This is a genomic window from Halomonas sp. NYA30 (assembly GCF_976980765.1).
In genome coordinates, this window is the sequence record NZ_OZ334477.1 from 2,234,554 (window position 1) to 2,256,447 (window position 21,894).

Here is a 21,894-nt window from a genome sequence, read left to right on the forward strand (position 1 = left end):
TTGCCTAGCGTTTAAGGACGATTATTGAAGGTATTGCCAGGGCGCTTTGCTGTTGTATCGCGCGGGGTAGCCTGCGGCTGTGGCGGCGTCCGCTTTGCATCATTGCGACCACGAACATCTTTCCAAGCGTCCTTGGCTTTCTGTCTGTTTGCTGGCTTACGCAGCCAATTGACGACTGCCATTACGATCCATTTTCTCATGCGAACCTCCTGGTACCTAATTGCTTAGGGGCATATTCGTTATAGCATTGGTGTTAAGTCCAAGCCGTTCAAGACGGACTAGGGTATGTAACAATATTCGACGCGCCGCATTCCTCTGAGTTCCTAATTTTCTACTTCAATCTACCTCAGGCTAAGTGTTCAGCCATCCATGTGCTATTTCACTATTCTCTATGCGGTCATGCCCTTAATCTTCCTTTTTTGCTCCTTAAGCGTAGCAGAGAACTCATTTGATACCTGTGTGGCTAACCAGCTTTATCGCTCTGTTTTATAGCTATCGACATGCGCTTCGAGAGAAAGTAAACTGACCTTGATTGAATATTGCACACAATGATCATTAGCTCGACGATAGTATAATATGCCCAGTACAACAATTCTAAACGCGCTGGTGAAAGGGCTGATGGCGGGGTACTGAGTGATTTGCAAACGTCTAAGAGGCTAGGGAGAAAATAATGGAGCTTATCAATAGTGTACCTGCGGTCATTAGGTTGCATCATCATGACAACGTTGGCGTGGCGAGCAGGGCTGTTCCGAAGGGCTACCCCATTGACGATGATCAGCATACTGCCCATGAGAATATTGATGCTGGTCATAAGGTTGCGTTAACGGTCATTGAGCCAGAACAGCCCATCTTCAAATATGGTCAAATTATTGGGCTGGCAACGCGGCGTATCGAGGCCGGTGAGCATGTGCATACACACAATATTGTTATGTTGGAACGTGACACATCACTTGAGCATTTCAAGCCAGCGCCAAGAACATCAGTGACTGACAGTCAGCGCACCTTTAATGGCTACCATCGTGCAAATGGCCAAGTAGGTACCCGCAACTATATTGGCATTCTTTCCACCGTGAACTGTTCAGCCACGGTCTCAAAAGTGGTTGCAGAGCGTCTCAATGCTAGCGGTGAGTTTGAGGCATTAGGCTTTGATGACGTCGTGCCGGTCACCCATGGTTCAGGCTGCGCAATGAATACGGAGTCGGAGGGGTTTGCATTCCTTGAACGGGTATTGAATGGCTATGCGATCAACCCGAATTTTGCTTTTGTGCTTATTATTGGTTTAGGTTGCGAAGCTAATCAGGTTAAGCAACTGGTTGAAAAGTATGGACTGACCGATACATCAAGAATATTTTACTTTAATATTCAGAGCGCTGGCGGTACCCGAGCGAGCATTGAGAAGGCGTCGGAAAAAATCCGTCAAATGTCGAATGACTACCGTGATGCCGAGAGACGCCCGGCCCCGTTGAGCCACCTTACCGTGGCACTGCAGTGTGGTGGGTCAGATGGTTATTCTGGCATTACCGCCAACCCCGCTCTGGGACATGCGGCGGATCTTATCGTCCAGCATGGCGGTAGCGTTATATTGAGTGAAACGCCTGAAATCTATGGTGCCGAGCATTTGCTGCTAGATAGAGCCATCAATGAAGACGTTGCGCGTAAGCTGCTGGAAAGGATCGAGTGGTGGAAGCACTACACGCAGATCAATGGAGCTGAATTAAACAATAATCCTTCACCTGGAAATAAAGCAGGGGGGTTATCCACCATTCTTGAAAAATCGCTGGGCGCCGTGGCTAAGAGTGGTTCTTCGAGCCTTAATGACGTGCTTGAGTATGCCCAGCCGTTGAAAGAGCCAGGTTTTAATTTTATGGATAGCCCTGGCTATGATCCGGTATCCGTCACGGGTCAGATTGCTTCAGGCGCAACCGTCGTGTGCTTTACCACGGGGCGTGGCTCTGTCTCCGGGTTCAAGCCCGCGCCGTGTATTAAGCTGGCAACCAATACGCAGATGTATGAAAGCATTCTCGAAGATATGGATATTAACTGTGGCACCATTGTCGATGGTACCGCCACAGTAGAAGAAGTGGGCGAGCATATTTTTGAGAAAATCATTGCGATTGCCTCGGGCGAGCAGAGTGCCAGTGAATCGTTGGGTTATGGTAACAATGAATTTGTGCCGTGGATGGTGGGTGCCGTTACTTAACGGCCCTATATAACCCTTAACTAACACCTATGTAATGAGTGGCTTGAATGTCGCAGTCGTTAAAAGACCAGCTTTACGAGGCGCTTAAGCGAAGTATCAACAGTGGCCACCTTGAGTCAGGCTTAGTGCTACTCGAAGGCAATATTGCAGAAATATTCGGAATGAGCCGCTCTCCTGTTCGTCAGACGTTAGGTCGACTGCATGATGAGCAGTTAATTTGTCGTTTCGATGGCCGTGGTTACTTGGTGGGGGCAGCGGCCGGTGAACCTATCAGACGGAATCTAACCGCGGCCGATTTCAGTGCGTTGGGTGATGATGCCAAGATTGAGCGCACAGACACTTGGCGCGCTATAGCCGATGTTGTGGAACACGATGTTGTATTGAGTTCGATGAAGGGCAGGTTCGAGCTCAACGAGCTCCAACTGGCAAGAAAATACAGTGTCAGCCGTACGATTACGCATCGAATTCTACTCTATCTGCAGTCCATTGGGGTGGTTGAAAAAGTGAAGTACACCAGTTGGTCCATTGTGCCGCTGGACAATGATCGACTGCATAACCTTTATGAAGCGCGTAGGCAGTTGGAGCCCTTTATGATTGCCAGGGCTACGCAGAGTATGCCCGAGCAACAAATCTCCCATTTCATTGAGAAGTTAGAGCAGACAGCGGCGAAATATCCTAATGTCGAAGGCGCGACACTGGATGAACTTGAAAGCGACCTGCACTACAGAACCGTGAGCATGGGGGGCAATCAAGAAATTTTTAACATGCTAAGACGCACTCATCCTGTCCTGCTTATGAGCAAGCACCTGCTGGGCTCGAGCATGGCACTGCCAGACAAAGATCCGTTCTTTCATGACCATCTAAAAATCTTCGACAGAATGCGTCATAAAGAGGGCGAGCAAGCTAGCCAAGCGCTCTCTGCTCACTTGGCAGGCTCCGAAGCCAAGGTTCAAGAGCGTCTTAGCGATTTTCGTGACCACGGCGTTCTCGACATTCCCGATTACTTGCGTTAACGATAAAGGTAGTTTGCGTCGTTAATCGAGGGGCATTTCGTTTCGGCGTCTGAGTTCTCGAATCAAGGCGCTATGGTCGAGCTCTCCGTCGCCATGGGCAACAAGGTCCGTGAACAAGCTATTCACCAGCGATGTTACGGGCAGGTCAAGCGACAGCTCTTTGGCGAGCGCAATGGCCGTTTGGGTATCTTTGAGTTGCCATTTGGCGGGGCCACCCGGTGCGAAGTCATTGGCAATCATACGGGGGGCATGAGCGCGCAGTACGGTGGAGTCCGCAAAACCACCTAACAGTGCCTCGCGAACTTTAGCGGGATCAGCGCCGCCGCGCTCTGCAAGAAGCACCGCCTCTGAGACAGTGGCGATCGTATTGGCGACGATTAATTGATTGGCTAACTTTGCCAATTGCCCGGTACCCGCTGGGCCGACATGAACGGGGTTACCCATAACGTTAAGTAGCGCGCTGGTCCGTTTAAAGGTTTCCTCTTCACCGCCAACCATAATCGCTAAATTACCATTCTTGGCGCCTTGTTCACCTCCTGACACGGGGGCATCCAGATAACCAATCCCGCGCTCTGCAGCGGCCCTGGCGTGTTGCTGAGCAGTGTCAACCGGGATCGAACTCATTACCACCAGTGTGCTGTGTGGCTTCATTGATGCCAAAAGCCCGTTGGGGCCATGGATCACCTCATCGCAGACAGGCCCCGAACTTAGCATGACCACCACAACGTCTGCTTGATCAGCCGCATGCTGGAAAGTCTCGCTTACCGCTATGCCTATCGAGGTAAGAGCTTGCGCCTTATCAAAGGTGCGATTCCAGGCGCTTACCTGATAGCCTGCCCTCGAGAGATTTGCGGCCATCGGGCCACCCATAATGCCGGTGCCAATAAAGCCTACTGTTATCTGCTTGTCTTTCATAATGCGTGTCGCCTTTACGTTGTTTTTGATCCTTCTATTTGGCGTTTTTCAGGGACGAGTCATCAATCGCCTTTTGCAGCTCTGCCACGACATCGTTAGGCAGCGGAATACCCAGTTCGAGATACTCTTTGCGTCGGCTAAGGCCCGCTTGGCCTGGCATGCGCACAGGGCGTTGTGGATCGACGGGGGTAGAGCTCAGGCAGGCGTTAACTAAATGATCTGTTTCATCGAGGAACGCATCTGTGCCTGCGAATAGCGAGGGATCGATCACCATCACCGTGACAGAGGCTCCCCAGCCGCTAGGCTCGTCTTTACGACCGAAGCCGCCTAATGCCGAGGTCAGGGCCTCGACCATCAACCCCATCGCAAACCCTTTATGACCGAACTCCTGACCACCGAGCGGCAGGATGCTACCCTGCGGGTCGCTGAAAAAATCCGTTGGATCGTCGCTGGCAAGCCCCGTATTGGTAAGGATGACGGGATGCGCCATTTTGGTTTTCTCAGCGTGTGCTTTACCCACGCTGCCGTTAGTGACGGTCGACATGCTGACGTCCATCATGATCGGTTGGACGCGACTAGGGATGCCCATTGCAATAGGATTCGGTGTGTAAACTGGCGAAACGCCTCCATAAGGGGCGACCGATTTCACCGCTGGATCAGAGGTCATAATGATCGGCATCAAGCCTTGCTCGACGAAAGGCTGTAAGTACGACGCCAAACAGGCGATATGGTGTGAGCGTTTGATACTTACAATACCAATCCCAGACTCTCGTGCCGCAGCAGCACTGCGCTCCAGCGCTTTTTGCACTAAGTAGGGGCCAAGAATATAGTGGCCATCAACAAGGGCAGCGACTGAGCTGATCTCTTTTGAGGTCATCGCGGTGTGATCACCGCTTGCATGCCCAGATTTCAAATCTCTTAAGTAGCCGTTAGCCAGTTTTATGCCATGCGTGTGATGACCTAGCAAATCCCCTTCAATAAGGATGTTGCTGGTCGTTTCACTTACTTCACGAGAAGCGCCAGCCTCCATAAACAGGTTAACCAGTACCTCTTCCAACCAAGCTTTTGTATAGCGTTTCATGAAATCCTCGGCGCTTTGTTGTGGCTATTTTTTTTGAGTTTTTTATAGGCCATGGCTAATAACGGAGAGAGCCATAGCAAAATAACGAGGGCACCTAGACCTGCACTAATAGGGCGGGAAAAGAAGCTAAGTAGATCGCCATTGCTTTTTAGCATTGAGCTCATAAAACTGTTTTCCAATGTCGTGCCTAACACCAAGCCAAGAATCGCTGGCGCCATGGGAAAGTCACATCGGGCGAGAATTGAGGCGATAAAGCCGATCAGCAACATAATCCATACATCAGTAATCGAATTATTGATGGAGAAGGCGCCTACAATGCAGAAGCATAAGATGATCGGCATTAGGATTTTGCGGGGCGTTAAGATGAATACCTTGGCAGATTTTATCGCCGCATAGCCAATCGGTAGCATGATTAAATTGGCAAGAAAGAACACGATGAAAAGGGCATAGATCAAGCCGGTGCCATCCATGAAAATGGTGGGGCCAGGATTCATACCTTTCATATAGAGTACGCCGATCACTATGGCGGTTATCGAGTCACCCGGAATCCCGAATACCAAGGCCGGCACCCAAGCGCCGCTGATTCCCGAGTTATTAGCGGAGCTGGCATCGACAATGCCTTCAACATGACCGGTACCATAGTTCTGTTTCTGTTTAGAGCGGCCTTTGCCAACGGCATAAGAGATCCACGCCGCAATGTCAGCCCCCGCGCCGGGAAGTGCGCCAATCAGGGTTCCAATCGAGCTCCCTCTTATCATGTTCGGCCAATAAGCTTTTATATGCTTTGGTGCCTGCTTGAAAACGCTATCTTTGGATAAATAAGGCAGCTCTCTGCCCTCATTGCGTGAACCATAAAACAGCATTAGTTCGTTGAGTGCGAACATGCCGATCATTACCGGAATAAAGTTAACACCTCCCATTAAGTCTGGAATGCCGAAGGTGAAGCGGGGGGCGCCACTCATCATATCCAGACCAACCGTCGAGAGCAGTAAACCGATCATCAAAGAGAGAAATGCTTTAACCCTGGAGCCAATAGAGATAAAAATCGAGCAACTGAGCCCCAGTAGCGCCAGCCAGAAATATTCAAAAGAACTGAACTGGAGTGCCACTTCAGCTAATGAAGGTGAGACAAAGACCAGTATTAGTGTTCCGAATAGACCGCCAAATACCGAACAGATCAAGTTCATTCCCAGCGTTTCTCGTGCTCGCCCTTTATGTGCTAACAGATGTGAATCGTTAACATAGGCAGCTGAGGAAGGGGTGCCGGGGATATTTAAATACGTAGCTGGAATATCACCAGCAAAGATAGCCATGGCCGATGTGGTAACAATGGCGGCGATAGCGGGGGTCGGATCCATGTAGAAGGTAATCGGTACCAAGAGTGCAACCGCCATTGTGGCGGTTAGCCCTGGCACCGCTCCCACGAACACACCAAATATGGCGGCCGCAAAGATAACCAGCATTGTTTCTACATTAAAGACGAGCTGCAGCCCTAACAGGAATGCTTCCATAATCTAACCCCAGAAATTCAGTAGCCCTTCAGGAAGGGGGATCAGCAGGTATCGCGAGAATAGGAAATAAATTGTGAGCGACGCGACGAAGGAGACCAGCAGTGCTAAAGGTAGGGAAGTTTTTCTCACCAGCATAAGCACGAACATAATGATGGCTAGGCAGAGGGCCGCACCAAGAAACTCGCTCGCGAATATATAAAAAATAATGAGTGCTATTGGAAGGAGCGAGACAAGCACGGAACGTAAGTCGAAGATATTTTCCACTTTCGCATCGGTGCCTGACAGTTGGCGTTTTAGCGTAGGTAGCTGTGTTGCCGAAAGTACTAGGCCCCCTATGAGAAACCCTCCCCCAATGAGGGAGGGAAACAGAGATGGACCATATTGAAGACTTGCCATCGTCGGGTACTGACTAGCGACAGTTAACACAACGGCGCCAAGCAGCATAAAGGCTAGTCCCAAGAGGAGATCTCTCATTGCTTAGCCCCTTATTGACTCAGCCCAACGTTCTTAACAATTTCTCCATACACAGCATCCATTTCGACCATCAGCTCACCAAACTCTTCGGCATTGCGCCACTCAGTACCAAAGCCTTGTTTAGCCATGAAGTCTTGATAGGTATCGCTGTTGTAAGCGGCCTCTAGCGCTTCTTCAAGGGTCGCTACGATTTCCTCATCCATCCCCTTAGGACCGGTGATGCCACGCCATTCACCGACGAGATAATCGCTTCCGATCGCTTCATTAATCGTAGGGACGTCGGGGAAGCTGTTAATACGCTCTGGTGCCATTACGCCAAGGCTTTTGGCACGCCCGGCTTCGATCATCGAGCGACCTTCGGGAACAGAACTCGGCACAATATCGATACCACCGGCAGCGAGTTCCGTCATTGCTGGCGCCGCGCCCTGGCTGGGGATCCAGATAACACGGTTGGCTTCAAGCCCCTGATCCATTAAGAAGCCTGCAAAGGCTAGGTGCCATACGCCACCTTGACCTGTACCTGAGGCTTTAAAGGTGCCCATGGGTTGCTCAGCAATAGCATCTACGAGTTCTTGGACTGAATCGTAAGGCGCATCGGCGGCTACTTGAATGCCGGCGTAATCAAAGTTGATCTGGCCGATTGGGGTGAAATCTTCATAAGTCAGGTCGGTCAGGCCTTGCCAGTGCATCATATTGAGCTCACCGGTAGCCAAACCCAGGGTATAACCATCCGGTTTTGCACTCGCCATGGCACTGTGGCCGACAACACCGCTACCACCGGTACGGTTAACCACATTCACCGTTTGGCCCAATTGTTCTTCTAACGCAGCGGCAATAGTGCGCGCGGTCGCGTCTGTGCCGCCACCTGCGGCCCATGGAACGATGATAGTGATGGGTTTTTCAGGGTAGGCCGCCAGCACAGAGCTGGATGCGGTGAGTAGCAGTAGAGCAGTAATGCGCTTGAGCGATTTAGTTTTGGTGATCATTTTATGAGTATCGGTTTTTGTGTATTTGTCGAGTGGCAAAACAAATCTAGCATTAACGACCATTGTGTTCAATAATCATATTTTGTAGACTTTAGTTCTATTTTGACCCGTCTTGTTTGGCTTTATTAATGCGGGAATGGGCCGGAATGATGCATCGCGATACCTGCTTGTGGTGTTGCCTCGTCAGGCTTGTTCGCAGTGCGAGAGTAAGTTATTACTAAAAACACTAACAATTCCAAAGGTACTGAAATGGCAATAATCAACTATGTTACTCAAATTCAATTTGATTTCGGGGCTGCCTCGCTGCTGCAGTCAGAGTGCGATCGTCTAGGTATTCGGCGCCCTATGGTGGTGACTGATGCGGGAGTGCGGGCCGCGGGTATTGTCGACCAAGTGCTAAAGCATTTAAGTGATCCTAATCCGGCCATTTATGATCAAACGCCTCCCAACCCCAATGAGGCCGCCGTGCGTCAAGCCGTTACGCAATACCGCGAGGGTGGTTTCGATGGCATCATTGCCATTGGTGGCGGCTCCTCCATTGATCTTGCTAAAGGCGTGGCTATTTGCGGTACCCATGAAGGCTCTTTGAAATCCTTTGCGGTGGTTGAAGGAGGCTCAGAGCGAATTACCGCTGCCACGGCACCTGTTATCGCAATTCCAACGACGGCAGGCACCGGGAGTGAAGTAGGCCGCGGGGCGATTCTGATCCTGGAAGATGGGCGTAAAGTTGGCCTGTTATCACCCCACCTGGTACCTAAATCTGCTATTTGCGACCCTGAATTAACGTTGAGTCTGCCCGCTCAAATGACGGCAGCCACGGGGATGGACGCCTTATCCCATTGCCTTGAAACGTTCATGTCGGCGGCCTTTAATCCTCCTGCCGACGGCATCGCGTTGGATGGACTGCGCCGCGGCTGGCTGAATATTGAGAAGGCGACGCGCAACCCCGGTGATCGGGAAGCACGCATGAATATGATGAGTGCCTCAATGCAGGGGGCGATGGCTTTTCAGAAAGGATTAGGCTGCGTACATAGCTTGAGTCATTCGTTAGGCGGTATTAATCCGCGGCTTCACCACGGCACGCTTAACGCCATTTTCCTGCCAGCAGTGATCGAATTTAATTCCAGCTGTGAGTCTGTAAAGCATGAGCAAAAGCTCGAGCGCATTGCCCAGACGATGCAGCTCAGTAGCCCCGCTGATATTGGCCCGGCTATTACAGACATGACTAAGCGCCTCGATTTACCCATGGGGTTAGCGGAATTGGGCGTGTCTGAAGCGTTATTCCCTCGAATCATTAAAGGCGCCTTGGCTGATCACACCCACAAAACGAACCCGCGCATTGCGAGTGAACAGGATTATCAGTGGATGCTTGAGCAATCCCTCTAAATCGATCACTGGCGAAACAGGAGTAGAAAATGGAACTAGGTATTGCAGGTCGTTGGGCACTGGTGTGTGCCGCAAGCAAGGGTCTTGGAAAGGGGTGTGCCGAGGCGTTGGTAATGGAGGGAGTGAATGTGGTTATCAACGCACGCTCCTCCGAGTTACTGGAAAAGACGGCGGTGCATTTACGGCAAATGAACCCTGATGTGACGGTGCTCACTGTGACGGGGGATATTTCACAAGAAACGACACGCCAAGCGGCGTTAGCTGCTTGTCCGCAAATAGATATCTTGGTGAATAATGCCGGTGGCCCTCCACCAGGAGACTTCCGAGATTGGTCACGACAGGACTGGTTAGACGCTGTCGATGTCAATATGGTCACGCCTATTGAGCTCATCAAGGCAACGGTAGACGCCATGGCGGAACGGGGCTTTGGCCGGGTGATTAATATCACCTCAGCAGCCGTTAAAGCACCCATCGATATTTTGGGGCTATCCAATGGTGCCCGCAGCGGGTTGACGGGATTTATAGCCGGGTTGGCGCGTCAGCCTCAGCTTGCCGGGCGAAATGTCACCATCAATAATTTATTGCCCGGCTCATTTGATACTGATCGCTTAAAGAGCACTCATCAAAACGTCGCAAAATCGTCCACCCAGGAATACGAAAGCGTCCGGGATTCCTTTCGCCAAAAAGTCCCTGCGCAGCGCTTCGGCACGGCGGAAGAGTTTGGCGCTTTCTGTGCGTTTCTGTGTAGCGCTCAGGCCGGTTACATGACCGGACAAAATATACTGCTGGATGGTGGCAGTTACCCAGGAACGTATTGAGCAACACGTGTGGTGAATAGCGCAATCCAATAACATCGACGTGGCGAGCTTCTTTAAAGTGTAATCGGCACGTCGATGTTGCGCCTGCTCTTAATTAGTAGCCTTCCAATGTCGACTCGCCGAATGAGGCGGTTTACAGATCTTGCTTATTTCGCAACATGCTGGCGTCGTAAAGCCGAGGCACATACTGGTCGTTGCCCAGTGTGTTTTCAGCTTGCTTCAATACCTCGCGTAAGGCAGGCAGCATCATGCTCTCGAAACCAGATGCCGCGATCTGAAGTGGTCCAATTGGAGCGGACACCCCGATAAGCCTCATAATGGAGGCAGTGGAGGTGTTCATGACCAAGAAGACTCGACGTCGGTTTTCCGATGACTTCAAGGCGGATGCGGTGAGCCTGGTGATCGATCAGGGGTATTCCGTATCCGAGGCCGCCCGGCGCCTTGGCGTGGAGCGCAGCGTACTGGACCGCTGGTGCCGCAAGCACCGTCAGCAGGTCTCCGGCACCCCGGGGCGGCAGGAGGATGATCGCGACGCCGAGATCAAGAAGCTTCGCGCAGAAGTTCGTAAGCTTCAGATTGAAAAGGATATTTTAAAAAAGGCGGCGGCCTTCTTCGCCAAAGAGTCGAGCTGAGATACCAGTTTATCGAGTCGGAGAAGGCCACCTATCCCGTGGCCGTGTTGTGTCGAGTCATGCAGGTCAGCCGGAGCGGTTTCTATGCCTGGCGACGGCGTGGCTCTGATGACCCTCGTCAGGCCCTACTCCGAGAGGTCAGAGAGATTCATCTCCAGAAGCGTGGCAGCTATGGCAGCCGCCGCCTGGCCAGAGAACTGCGCCGCCGCGGCTACGATGTCGGCCGTTACCAGGCTCGCAGCCTGATGCGGAAAGCCGGCGTAGAGGCACGACAGCGGCGACGCTGGCGTCATACGACCGACAGTCAGCACACCCTGCCGGTGGCGCCTAACTTGTTGAACCGCCAATTCATGGTGACGGAACCGAACCGAGCCTGGGTGGCCGACATCACCGCGATCTGGACGCTGGAAGGGTGGCTCTATCTGGCGGCGGTGCTCGACCTCCACGACCGGCAGCTGGTGGGCTGGGCGATGGCGGATCACATGCGCACGGAGTTGGTTCTGGACGCCCTGGAGATGGCCGTAGGGCGGCGGCAGCCCAAGAGCGGGTTGATCCATCATAGCGACCGCGGCAGTCAGTACGCATCGCATGACTACCGAGCCACGCTGGATCGGCACGGGTTCCAGGCCTCGATGAGCCGCAAGGGGAATTGCTGGGACAATGCCGTCATGGAGCGCTTCTTCGGCTCACTGAAAAGCGAGTGGCTGGCTGACCAGCGATATGGGACCCGCCAGGCAGCACGGCGCGATGTCGTCGAATATATCGAGATGGAGTACAACAGCTGCCGGCTCCACTCGACCCTCGGCTACCAGTCACCGAGGGAGATCGAACTGGCAGCTGCGGCTTGAAAATGTGTCCGCTCTCACTTGACCAGAACAATCGTTTCGCTTAAATAACCCATGTCCTTACCGGCATTGCCCAAACTAAAGCGCAAGCGCGTTTCATCTGCTTCAAGCACCCAGGGCATCACAGCGTTAAACATGGCGCTATTGGCGCCACCTTGCGAACAAACTTCATATAACTTGTGTTGATCAACCTCCATATTTGCTGCCATGGCCGCGGCTTCCGCTGCTAAGGCGGCGGCACTAAGCGATAAATAGTTATTGATCAGTTTGAGTTTGTGCGCTGAACCTAGCTCTCCAACATGAAATATATTTTCAGCAAAGGCTTCTATGGCTGGCCAGGCCTGGTCCACTATCTTTTGGCTACCTCCCACCATGACATTGAGGCGTCCTTCGCGTGCCTCCTTTGGCGTTCTTAGCAGGTGGCATCCTGCGGCTTCGATACTCGCGGATAACCGTTGTGTCGATTGAGGTAGCGATGTCGAGCAATCGACGATAATTAAACCAGGATTCGCGCCAGCAAGAAGACCCTCAGTGCCCAGAGTAATGTTTTCCATTTGCTCACTGGTACTGACACAGACAAAAACTAAATCACTTCGTGAGGCAACTTCAGCAGGAGTTCCTGCCTCGTTTGCTCCCAACTGACATAGTGCTTCGATTGGTGCACGATTTCGATGCGCCATGATAGTCAAAGGAAAATTATGCTTAATAAGGTTGGTGGCCATACCCTGGCCCATCAAGCCAAGTCCTATAAAGCCAATATTTAGCATTTTCTTACTCTCTTTTATAAGGTTGTTAGGGTGGCAATAAGAGTAAAAAGAGAAGGGGGTTGTGCATCGCTATGAATTCAGGTTACACCCTCTTAGGCAAGCCAGCATCTCTCTTTGATTTTGTTCGTTCTGCATCGTAACTACTAGTAAAGAGAATACGATGACGGTGTGCCACTATGGTGATGGCAAATTTAACTCGCTAGCACCAAAGGGTAGTGATAAATAGTACTTTCCGTTAAGCTCCTCAGCAATTTTTACCATTGTCTGCGTTGAGGTGTGTGTATGTGTAGCCCTCTAAGGCTGTCTGCAATAGCACTATCAGTACTCATGATAGCGGGTTGTTCAGACCCCAAAATTGACACAAGCTCCATGCCCGCGTCAGTCGTCTCGGTCGAAAAAGTGCGCAACTCGCTGCCTACTTATAAGCGCGACGATTTTGATCAAGGGCTCATTATTATTTCGACGGCATCGACATTTAACAGCATTGATATTCTTAATCCTAACCGTATGAACGCGGCAGAGATCGCTGAGTCAGCCAATGTGCAAATGCATGGATTGACTGGCGATCAGGTTATTCAGCGCGCCGATCAAATACTTCGCGAGCGCCGGTCACGAGAGCGTGAGCAGGCAATTCGCACGTTAACACGATTAGAAGAGAAGCAGGCTAAGGCGAAAAGCGACCAGCAGCAGTTAGCGCGTTTCAGTATTGATAATGCTCGCTATTACATGGGCAAGAGCCCTTATGGGGCTCCTGAGCCAGTGATTGATCTTGAAGTGACGAATAACACTGATAAGGTCGTTTCCGAGCTGTCTTTAAGAGGAATCGTTACCAGTCCTGACCGCTCACAGCCTTGGGTCGATGAGCAATTCTACTACGTTGTACCGGGGGGGATTGAGCCGGGAGAGACGCTGGCCTGGAGTCTTGCGCCTAATCGTTTTGGCCCCTGGGGAGAACCTCAAATACCAAGTAATGCAGAACTGACAGTTAGATTGGAAGGCCTGCGAGGAGCTGATGAGCAGCCATTATGGGACTCCCCAGCGCTAAGCAAAAGCGAAATTACCAAGCTAGAGCGTCTTCGGGCGGAGTATGGCGGTGTGGCGTTATCGAACGTGGAATAAGCGTCGTGTGGAATAAAGTAAGGTTGCCGTACTACAAAACGCCCTAACGTTTGGCTGTTAGGGCGCATGTGTTATAGCGGTTACCCGCTATTTGAAGTTATTTACTCTTTGGCTTCATGATCCGCCAACGCAGCCACTATGGCTTCTTCCCACTGTCCTTCCGTTAGCCCCCAATGTTCCATTTCTGCTTGGTCGGGACTGCCTTCGGCGGCATCGCGTAATTTATCGACGCTACTGCTTTCATAGCAGTGTTTGGCGAAATCCTTTGTTTTTACATCTTGTAACTGATTAATCATCGACATGTGAGTTCCTTTCAGTAGTGATTAGGGCAATAGTGACTGGTGCATTGCCCACGCTAAGTGTAGCTAATCAGGCCACTTATTTCTGGAATGGTTCCTATTGTCTGGGGCTGATCGCGCCTGTAGCACACAGCCGCCACCTAATCGTCAGCTGTGGTGCGGTGTTGCGGTTTATTTAAGTACGTAGCAGGGTGTGTAATGCTGACCATCTAGCTTCATGCGACCTTGTGCCACAAATGAGGTCAATAGTTCATCCAAGCGCTGCATCAGTTCAGGCTCAGCCGTCAGCACAAAGGGACCATGGGCTTCAATGGCGCGAATACCGTCTTCTTTAACATTGCCCGCTACAATCCCGGAGAACGCCCGGCGCAGGTTAGCGGCTAGCTCATGAGTTGGTTGTAAACGGTGAAGCGCTAGCGATCGCATCGCTTCATGGGTCGGTTGAAACGTTGCCTGAAAATCGCGTGCAATGGTTAACCGCCAGTTGTAGTAGAACGCATCCTGGTGTGTGCGCCTAAATTCAGCAATTTCGTCGATGCCATGGCGCATGGTGCGAGCAACCGCCACCGGGTCGCCTGTAATAATCGTGTAGTAGCGACGAATTTCTTCCCCGAGCGTATAGATCAGGAATTCATCGATTTTCTGAAAGTAGGCAGCAGAATCGGCAGGGCCAGTGAAAATTAACGGGAATGGGATATCTTTATTGCTTGGGTGCAGCAAAATACCCAATAAATAGAGGATCTCTTCCGCGGTCCCGACACCGCCTGGAAAGACGACAATGCCATGTCCTAGACGCACAAAAGCTTCCAGTCGTTTCTCAATATCGGGCATGACGACCAATTCATTAACTATCGGATTGGGCGCTTCTGCGGCGATTATGCCCGGTTCTGAAATGCCTAAATAACGGCTTTCTTTACGGCGCTGTTTTGCATGGGCGACATTTGCGCCTTTCATGGGGCCTTTCATAGCGCCTGGCCCACAGCCGGTACAAATATCTAAACCACGCAGACCTAAGTGGTAGCCGACGTCCTTGGTATACTCATACTCTTCACGAGAAATAGAGTGACCGCCCCAGCAGACCACTAGGCTAGGGTCGCGGCCAGGTTTCAACGTGCCCGCTTTGCGCAGAATATGGAAGACCGCATTGGTAGTGCCTTCGCCAGTGCTAAGGTCAAAGCGGTTGTGATGTTGAATTTCGTTATAAACGTAAACGATATCGCGAATGATTGAGGAGAGATGTTCGCGGATGCCGCGGATCATGCGGCCATCCACGAACGCTTCCGCTGGCGCGTTAGTCAGCTTTAAGCGAATGCCGCGATCTTGTTGCAATACTTCAATATCAAAATCTTTATAGGCTTCTAAAATCGCCAGACTGTCGTCACTTGGGTTACCACAATTTAAAACCGCCAGTGCGCAACGCCGAAGTAAATCATGAAGGCCACTTTGAGAGGTTTTATGCAGGCGATTAACTTCATGCTGAGAAAGTACTTCCAGGCTTCCTTCTGGGGAAATGATACTGGAAAGGGTGGCGCGGGGTTGAGCAGTTGCGGTCATTAGTGGGGCTGTCCCTGGTCGTTTGAGTGCTATTGGCAGTTTACCATGCCCAGGCAGCCGGTACAGCGGCGCAACGGCTGCCCGGGCCGCTGTGCTACTATGAACCCTGTTCAAAAGGATGGCTGCTAAAGACAATGGTTCTTTACTATGTTTAACGCTCAATATTTCCGTACGTTTATTACGTTAGTGGAAACAGGCAGTTTTACCCGTACCGCTCATCGCTTGGAAATGACGCAGCCCGGCGTAAGCCAGCATGTTCGCAAGCTAGAAAGCTACTTAAATAAAGAGCTGCTTGAGCGCAAGGGGCGCAGTTTTACGCTAACGGAAACGGGGCGGCGAGCTTATGATTATGCGTTGAAGCTGTTTGCTGAGCATGAACAGTTTCGTCATGGCCTAGATGACGACTCACTCGATAGTGGCGATTGCCGTATTGCATCACCTGGAAGCGTGGGTCTGATGTTTTATCCGTATATTTTGGGCCAGCAGCAAATGCACCCCAATTTAACGGTCAACTATAGTTTCGCTTTTAACCATGAAATTGTGAATGATCTGTTAGATGGCCGCTATGACATTGGCATTGTCACGGAGGCAATGAGTCACCCTGAACTTCATTGCTCTATTTGGCATCAGGAGCCTCTCTGTTTAGTGGTGCCCGCTGATTTTGCCGGTAGTACGCTGTCTGATTTGATGGGGATTGGCTTTCTCAATTATTACGACGGCATTAACCACGCTAATGCGCTATTACGGGCTAATTATCCGGATGAGTTTCGTTCAATGACGCACTTCCGCCATCAGGGCTTTACCAATGAAGTCAGCATGGTGCTGGATGCGGTCGCCAGGGGGCTTGGCTTTACCGTGGTATCGAGATTGGTGTTGGAGACGTCTCCCTGGCAGCGCCAAGTCAAAGCACTCAATCTGCCCAATGTGGTCAATGAAGTGCTTTATCTACTTCGCCGTCGCGACTCGGTACTGCCTAAACGCTACGAAAAGCTGTTAAACGGCTTTCACGCCCAGCGTGTGCAAGAAAAAACGCCCCTGATGCCATCGAACGGTTAAAGCAGCAGGGGCGTTTAAGTGGCGTTTAGTCGCGATACTCGTCAATGCTGGGGCAAGAGCAGATCAACTGACGGTCGCCAAATACGTTATCAACGCGGTTAACGGCAGGCCAGTATTTAGCGGCTTGTACAGCAGCGGTGGGGAAGGCAGCTAACTGGCGGTTATAAGGCCGTTGCCAGTCACTATCCATCAGGTCCGCCTGAGTGTGCGGCGCATTGACCAGTGGATTATTGTCCAACGGCCATTCACCGCTTTCCACCCGGGCAATCTCGTCACGAATGGCGATCATGGCATCGCAGAAGCGGTCAATTTCATACAGCGACTCCGATTCGGTCGGCTCGATCATTAGCGTGCCTGGCACCGGGAATGACATAGTCGGTGCGTGGAAGCCGTAATCCATTAAGCGCTTGGCAATATCCTCTTCGCTAATCCCGGAGGCCGCTTTGAGCGGGCGAATATCGATAATGCATTCGTGGGCGACGGTGCCGTTCTGGCCGCGATAAAGAATAGGGAATGACGCTTCCAAACGCTTGGCAATGTAATTGGCGTTTAGGATGGCAAGCTCGGTGGCTTCACGCAGGCCGCGCGCGCCCATCATTTTAATATAGGCCCACGAAATCGGTAAGATCGAGGCGCTGCCAAAGGCGGCTGCGGATACCGCACCGCTATCGCTATTCACACCGTTGATCGGCGTAACCACGTGGTTAGAAACGTAGGGCGCTAGGTGCGCTTTAACGCCGATGGGGCCCATGCCTGGGCCACCGCCGCCGTGGGGAATACAGAACGTTTTATGCAGATTGAGGTGGGACACATCGCCGCCGAAATCGCCGGGACGCGTCAAGCCCACCTGAGCGTTCATATTGGCACCATCAATATAGACTTGGCCGCCATTGTCATGCACTACTTTGCACGCTTCGCGCACGCTGGTTTCAAACACGCCGTGGGTCGACGGGTAGGTCAGCATAATGGCAGACAGCTGATCGCGGTGCTGCTCGGCTTTCGCGCGTAAATCAGCCATATCAATGTTGCCGTTTTGATCGCATTCAACCACGACCACTTTCATCTGCACCATCGCCGCTGAGGCAGGATTGGTGCCGTGAGCAGAGCTAGGAATCAAGCAGACATCACGATGACCTTCGCCCTGGGCCGCCTGGTAACGGCGAATCGCCACTAAACCTGCATATTCCCCCTGAGCACCGGAGTTAGGCTGCATGGAGAGATGATCATAACCGGTCACTTCGACCAAGAAGGCCGAGAGTTCATCGATCATTTGATGATAGCCAGCGACCTGATCGCGAGGCGCAAACGGGTGAAGATGCGCAAAAGAGGGCCAGGAAACCGGGATCATTTCACTGGTGGCGTTGAGCTTCATGGTGCAGGAGCCGAGCGGAATCATCGCGTGGGCAAGCGATAGATCCTTATTCTCCAGACGTTTCAGGTAGCGCAGCATTTCGGTTTCGCTGCGGTAGCGGCTAAACGTGGGGTGGCTCAAAAAGTCACTTTCACGCTGGCAGGCAGCAGGAATGCCGGAAGCGTTGTTAGCGACCACCTGCTCATCTAGCGCTGCGATAGACAGCCCGTGCTCATCGCCGAGCAGTACGTCGAACAGCGCTGCTACGTCATGAGCGGTGGTGGTTTCATCCAGGCTGATGCCCACATCGCCATTGGCGAAGTAGTGCAGGTTAATGTCATGGGTCATGGCGCGGCCATGAATCTTGCCTGCATCAACGCCTGTCAAGCATAGCGTATCAAACCAGCTGTCATGGGCGAGTGCGACGCCTGCCTGCTTAAGGCCTTCAGCAAGTAGGGTGGTTAAACGATGAACGCGGCCCGCAATTTTGCGCAGACCCTCAGCGCCGTGATAGGTCGCATAAAAACCGGCAATATTGGCCAGCAATGCCTGGGCGGTACAGATATTCGAGGTCGCTTTTTCGCGGCGAATATGCTGTTCGCGAGTTTGCATCGCCATGCGCAGGGCGGTATTGCCGCGGCTATCTTTGGAGACGCCGATAATCCGCCCTGGGATTGAGCGCTTGAGCTTATCTGATGTGGCAAAGAACGCTGCATGAGGCCCACCAAAGCCCATGGGTACGCCAAAACGCTGGGAGTTGCCCACCACGATATCCGCGCCAAACTTGCCAGGCTCTTTCAGCAGCACCAAACTCAAAAGGTCGGTCGCCACGCAGGTCATGATGTTGCGGTCGGCGGCTGCGTTCAAAAGCGGCGCTAAGTCACGAACTTCACCGCTGGCAGACGGGTACTGTACCAGGGCTCCAAACACATCGTGGGCTGCCAGTTCTTCAGCCGGTCCCATAATCAGTTCGAAACCAAAGAACTCCGCACGGGTTTTAACCACGTCCAGCGTTTGTGGGAATACATCGTCGGCGACGAAGAAAGCGTTGGATTTACTTTTCTTATTGCCGCGCTTACACAGCGCCATGGCTTCGGCGGCAGCAGTGGCTTCGTCAAGCAGTGAAGCATTCGCAAGCTCCATGCCGGTTAAATCCATTACCACTTGCTGGAAGTTCAGTAGGCCTTCCAGGCGGCCTTGAGAAATTTCCGGTTGGTAAGGCGTATAAGCCGTGTACCAACCTGGATTTTCCAGCACATTGCGCTGAATGACCGCTGGCATGTGCGTGCCGTAATAGCCTTGGCCAATGTAGCTTTTAGCCACGCGATTTTGCCGCGCCAGCTGAGCTAAGTACTCTAACGCTTCGGATTCACTGCGCGGATCGTCTAGCGACAGTTCGCGCCCCAGGCGGATATCGCTTGGCACGGTCTGCTCGATCAGATCTTCCATGTGCTGCATATTGAGCGCTTTTAACATCGTGGTAACGTCATCACTACTTGGACCATTATGACGTTTGATAAAAGCATCGTGGTCGGCCAGCTCGGCCAGGCGGCGTGTTTCAAGAGACATGAAGAAGATTCCGAACGTTAAGAGAGAGCCGTGCAGGATAATAAGCGAAGCGCCTGCCAGAAAAGGCAGGCGCCTGAGTTTGCTTTATTCGTCAGCGCTGAGTGTTGCCTGGTAGGCATCGGCGTCTAATAGGCCATCAATGGCATCGCTGTCTAGGCGAACTTTCATAATCCAGCCGCCTTCATAAGGCGCGTCATTGACTGTTTCGGGAGCGTCTTCAAGGGCTTCATTCACTTCAATCACTTCGCCCGCAACGGGGGAGTAAAGATCAGAAGCGGCTTTAACCGATTCAATCACACCAAACTCTTGGCCTTTTGTCAGTGCCGCGCCCACTTCCGGCAGTTCCACAAAAACGACATCACCCAGTGCTTGTTGGGCGTGATCGGTAATGCCGACGGTAACGGTGCCATCTTTGTGGTCAAGTACCCACTCGTGGCTTTCAGCGTAACGGAGATTGGCAGGAAGGTTGCTCATGATGTTTTCCTATATGAAACAGTTGTCTGGACCCGGGCATGCTAGCGGTTGTCGCTCACCTTAGCGACTGTCGGCTAGCGGAAAGCGAGCGAATAAAGATGTATGTTAACGTGTTTCCAATCGGAAACAAATTTCTTATCTGCTCCCTTCAAACTAGTAGAGCTAGGTATTTTGATTCCGTTATTCCTTTGTGTTTGGTTATGAAAAAAGTGGCATCCTCTATGCGCAAGCGACATCACCATAGAAGACCACTAGCCACATAGTGTAAAACATGCAGATTCTGGGTTAACAAATGCAACAAACTAACAGGGTGAGGAGAAGCACATGGAAACATTAACTAGCCTCTTGGGGGCAATCAACGGCGTGGTGTGGGGACCCATCATGTTGATCTTGCTCCTGGGTGTAGGTATCTACCTGCAGATTGGCTTGAAACTGATGCCGATTAGAAAGCTCGGTATGGGTTTCAAGCTAATGTGGGCAGGACGTGAGCCAAAGCCAAGCGCTGATAAAGCGGTGAGTAAAGAGGGCGATGAGGGGGAAATATCTCCCTTTGATGCGTTGATGACAGCGCTGTCGGCGACCATCGGTACCGGTAACATTGCCGGTGTCGCCACAGCGATTGCGCTAGGTGGCCCTGGCGCGGTTTTTTGGATGTGGATTACCGCGCTAGTAGGGATGGCAACGAAATTTGCCGAAGCGGTATTGGCTGTCCGTTACCGTGAAACCGATAGCACTGGTTTCCATGTCGGTGGGCCGATGTTTTATATCAAAAACGGTTTGGGCAAAAAATGGCTCTGGCTGGGCGGTGTCTTTGCTTTCTTCGGCGGCGTGGCTGCTTTCGGTATTGGTAATACCGTACAGTCGAACTCAGTGGCAGATGCTATGGATGCCACTTTTGGTGTGCCGCACTGGGTCACGGGCGTGATCATTATGGTGCTGGCAGGGGCGGTCATTCTTGGTGGTATCAAGCGTATCGCTAAGGTGGCGGGTAAGCTGGTCCCCATCATGGGCATTGCCTATGTGGTGGCAGGTCTGCTGGTATTGATCATTAACGCCGGACAGATTGGCGAAGCTTTTGGCTTAATCTTTTACTATGCCTTTAATCCGATGGCGGCGGCCGGTGGTTTTGCCGGTGCAGCGGTCATGGCGGCGATTCGCTTTGGTGTGGCGCGAGGCATCTTCTCTAACGAAGCGGGTTTAGGTAGTGCGCCGATTGCCCACGCAGCGGCAAAAACCAAAAATCCGGTGCGCCAGGGCTTAATCGCGATGCTGGGTACTTTTATCGATACCATTATTGTCTGCACGATTACCGCACTGGTGATTTTGACTTCTAGCGTATGGATCGACGGTGAAGCCGGCGCGTCGCTGACCGCGCTCTCGTTTGACGCCGCGCTGCCAGGGTTCGGTAATCAAATTGTCGCGGTCGCCTTGGCTGTCTTTGCCTTCACCACCATTCTTGGCTGGTCATTTTATGGTGAAAAGTGCTGCCAGTTCCTGTTTGGCACGCGTTCTATCATGATCTATCGCGTGCTGTTCGTGTTGGCGATCCCGCTAGGCGCCATCGCTCAGTTGGGCTTTATCTGGTTAATGGCGGATACCTTCAATGCCATGATGGCCATTCCCAACCTGATTGCCTTGGCACTGCTTTCGCCGGTAGTCTTTAAGCTAACCAAGGACTATTTCGATGGCAAAGATGTACTACCGGGTGAAGAGCTGGAACACGATCAATAAAGCCTTCAGCTTGTTAGGTGAGCTGCAAGTGAATGTTTGATGTATAGATAAATGGAGTCGGGAAGGCACACAGGTGGCTTCCCGTTCTCTTTTGTGAGTGAAGAATTTCTAAG

The 21,894-nt window shown here is 51.8% G+C and carries 20 protein-coding genes; 8 read left to right on the forward strand and 12 right to left on the reverse strand.

The genetic code is table 11. The features are described from left to right. Positions 1-11: 11 nt before the first annotated feature. Positions 12-200, reverse strand: a complete 189-nt coding sequence (locus ACWI0H_RS10250; protein ID WP_339883383.1) for a hypothetical protein — start codon at positions 198-200, stop codon at positions 12-14. 470 nt (positions 201-670) lie between these two features. On the opposite strand from ACWI0H_RS10250, the gene ACWI0H_RS10255 reads away from it, so the two are divergent. Both ACWI0H_RS10255 and ACWI0H_RS10260 read left to right on the forward strand, forming a co-directional pair. Beyond that, complete coding sequence (locus ACWI0H_RS10255) at positions 671-2,200, forward strand: UxaA family hydrolase (RefSeq protein WP_485876077.1); 1,530 nt, start codon at positions 671-673, stop codon at positions 2,198-2,200. A gap of 47 nt (positions 2,201-2,247) precedes the next feature. Further along, entirely contained in the window at positions 2,248-3,213 is a 966-nt protein-coding gene (locus ACWI0H_RS10260) for a GntR family transcriptional regulator (protein WP_485876078.1), read from the forward strand. A gap of 21 nt (positions 3,214-3,234) precedes the next feature. On the opposite strand, the gene ACWI0H_RS10265 is transcribed toward ACWI0H_RS10260, so the two are convergent. From ACWI0H_RS10265 to ACWI0H_RS10285, 5 genes are read right to left on the reverse strand one after another with little or no spacing between them, the layout of a single operon-like run. Then, a complete protein-coding gene (locus ACWI0H_RS10265) occupies positions 3,235-4,128 on the reverse strand; it encodes an NAD(P)-dependent oxidoreductase (protein WP_485876079.1) in 894 nt (297 codons plus the stop codon). A gap of 34 nt (positions 4,129-4,162) precedes the next feature. Next, the gene (locus ACWI0H_RS10270) at positions 4,163-5,209 is read right to left on the reverse strand and encodes an Ldh family oxidoreductase (protein WP_485876081.1); all 1,047 of its coding nucleotides are present in this window, start codon (positions 5,207-5,209) and stop codon (positions 4,163-4,165) included. Continuing rightward, positions 5,206-6,720 carry a tripartite tricarboxylate transporter permease gene (locus tag ACWI0H_RS10275; protein ID WP_485876082.1) on the reverse strand — a complete coding sequence of 505 codons (1,515 nt, stop codon included), beginning with the start codon at positions 6,718-6,720 and terminating at the stop codon, positions 5,206-5,208. Before ACWI0H_RS10275 ends, ACWI0H_RS10270 begins: the two co-directional genes overlap by 4 nt. Positions 6,721-6,723: 3 nt before the next feature. Beyond that, complete coding sequence (locus ACWI0H_RS10280; protein WP_485876084.1) at positions 6,724-7,194, reverse strand: tripartite tricarboxylate transporter TctB family protein; 471 nt, start codon at positions 7,192-7,194, stop codon at positions 6,724-6,726. Between the two features lie 11 nt (positions 7,195-7,205). Next, positions 7,206-8,180, reverse strand: a complete 975-nt coding sequence (locus ACWI0H_RS10285; RefSeq protein ID WP_485876085.1) for a tripartite tricarboxylate transporter substrate binding protein — start codon at positions 8,178-8,180, stop codon at positions 7,206-7,208. 249 nt (positions 8,181-8,429) lie between these two features. On the opposite strand from ACWI0H_RS10285, the gene ACWI0H_RS10290 reads away from it, so the two are divergent. Both ACWI0H_RS10290 and ACWI0H_RS10295 read left to right on the forward strand, forming a co-directional pair. Then, entirely contained in the window at positions 8,430-9,566 is a 1,137-nt protein-coding gene (locus ACWI0H_RS10290; protein ID WP_336269007.1) for an iron-containing alcohol dehydrogenase, read from the forward strand. A gap of 29 nt (positions 9,567-9,595) precedes the next feature. Further along, on the forward strand, positions 9,596-10,384 hold the full coding sequence (locus tag ACWI0H_RS10295) for an SDR family oxidoreductase (protein ID WP_485876087.1): 789 nt from the start codon (positions 9,596-9,598) through the stop codon (positions 10,382-10,384). Positions 10,385-10,517: 133 nt separating this feature from the next. Here ACWI0H_RS10295 and ACWI0H_RS10300 read toward each other — a convergent pair whose 3' ends face one another. Further along, on the reverse strand, positions 10,518-10,685 hold the full coding sequence (locus ACWI0H_RS10300; RefSeq protein WP_485876089.1) for a hypothetical protein: 168 nt from the start codon (positions 10,683-10,685) through the stop codon (positions 10,518-10,520). Between the two features lie 37 nt (positions 10,686-10,722). Here ACWI0H_RS10300 and ACWI0H_RS10305 point away from each other — a divergent pair. Continuing rightward, a protein-coding gene (locus ACWI0H_RS10305; RefSeq protein WP_485873610.1) for an IS3 family transposase occupies positions 10,723-11,864 on the forward strand; the annotation gives its coding sequence in 2 pieces (ribosomal slippage) (positions 10,723-10,984 and positions 10,984-11,864; 1,143 coding nt in all). 14 nt (positions 11,865-11,878) lie between these two features. Here the strand turns inward: ACWI0H_RS10305 and ACWI0H_RS10310 are convergent. Beyond that, the gene (locus tag ACWI0H_RS10310; protein ID WP_485876091.1) at positions 11,879-12,628 is read right to left on the reverse strand and encodes an NAD(P)-dependent oxidoreductase; all 750 of its coding nucleotides are present in this window, start codon (positions 12,626-12,628) and stop codon (positions 11,879-11,881) included. A gap of 282 nt (positions 12,629-12,910) precedes the next feature. On the opposite strand from ACWI0H_RS10310, the gene ACWI0H_RS10315 reads away from it, so the two are divergent. Then, positions 12,911-13,747, forward strand: a complete 837-nt coding sequence (locus ACWI0H_RS10315) for a DUF6694 family lipoprotein (RefSeq protein WP_485876093.1) — start codon at positions 12,911-12,913, stop codon at positions 13,745-13,747. Between the two features lie 101 nt (positions 13,748-13,848). Here ACWI0H_RS10315 and ACWI0H_RS10320 read toward each other — a convergent pair whose 3' ends face one another. Together ACWI0H_RS10320 and ppnN are read right to left on the reverse strand one after the other, a co-directional pair. Continuing rightward, on the reverse strand, positions 13,849-14,049 hold the full coding sequence (locus ACWI0H_RS10320; RefSeq protein WP_008958028.1) for a hypothetical protein: 201 nt from the start codon (positions 14,047-14,049) through the stop codon (positions 13,849-13,851). Between the two features lie 168 nt (positions 14,050-14,217). Continuing rightward, positions 14,218-15,600, reverse strand: a complete 1,383-nt coding sequence (gene ppnN, locus ACWI0H_RS10325) for a nucleotide 5'-monophosphate nucleosidase PpnN (RefSeq protein WP_485876095.1) — start codon at positions 15,598-15,600, stop codon at positions 14,218-14,220. Positions 15,601-15,747: 147 nt separating this feature from the next. On the opposite strand from ppnN, the gene ACWI0H_RS10330 reads away from it, so the two are divergent. Beyond that, positions 15,748-16,656: a LysR family transcriptional regulator gene (locus ACWI0H_RS10330; protein WP_485876097.1), complete on the forward strand. Its 909-nt coding sequence runs from the start codon at positions 15,748-15,750 to the stop codon at positions 16,654-16,656. Positions 16,657-16,681: 25 nt separating this feature from the next. Here ACWI0H_RS10330 and gcvP read toward each other — a convergent pair whose 3' ends face one another. Next, positions 16,682-19,576 (reverse strand): aminomethyl-transferring glycine dehydrogenase, encoded by a 2,895-nt coding sequence (gcvP, locus tag ACWI0H_RS10335; RefSeq protein ID WP_485876099.1) that lies wholly within the window; start codon positions 19,574-19,576, stop codon positions 16,682-16,684. A gap of 84 nt (positions 19,577-19,660) precedes the next feature. Then, on the reverse strand, positions 19,661-20,050 hold the full coding sequence (gcvH, locus tag ACWI0H_RS10340) for a glycine cleavage system protein GcvH (protein WP_008958023.1): 390 nt from the start codon (positions 20,048-20,050) through the stop codon (positions 19,661-19,663). Positions 20,051-20,374: 324 nt separating this feature from the next. Between gcvH and ACWI0H_RS10345 the strand changes: the two genes are divergently transcribed. After that, complete coding sequence (locus tag ACWI0H_RS10345) at positions 20,375-21,781, forward strand: alanine/glycine:cation symporter family protein (protein ID WP_485876101.1); 1,407 nt, start codon at positions 20,375-20,377, stop codon at positions 21,779-21,781. Positions 21,782-21,894 lie beyond the last annotated feature (113 nt).